The sequence below is a fragment of the Salinicola sp. MH3R3-1 genome, from assembly GCF_001937155.1.
Taxonomy (GTDB): domain Bacteria; phylum Pseudomonadota; class Gammaproteobacteria; order Pseudomonadales; family Halomonadaceae; genus Salinicola; species Salinicola halophyticus.
Genome location: NZ_MSDP01000135.1, coordinates 1 through 202, shown reverse-complemented (window position 1 = coordinate 202; position 202 = coordinate 1). Strand labels below are relative to the sequence as shown.

Genomic DNA, 202 nt, shown 5'->3' with positions numbered 1-202 from the left:
AGGGTTTCTAATCCTGTTCGCTCCCCACGCTTTCGCTCCTCAGCGTCAGTATCGGCCCAGAGACCCGCCTTCGCCACCGGTGTTCCTCCTGATATCTGCGCATTTCACCGCTACACCAGGAATTCCAGTCTCCCCTGCAGTACTCAAGTCTGCCCGTATCGCCTGCAAGCTCGAGGTTGAGCCTCGAGTTTTCACAGACGAC

At 57.4% G+C, this 202-nt stretch carries 1 rRNA gene; it reads right to left on the bottom strand.

The features are described from left to right. Positions 1-202 (bottom strand): 16S ribosomal RNA (locus tag BTW08_RS18745); the annotation flags it as partial.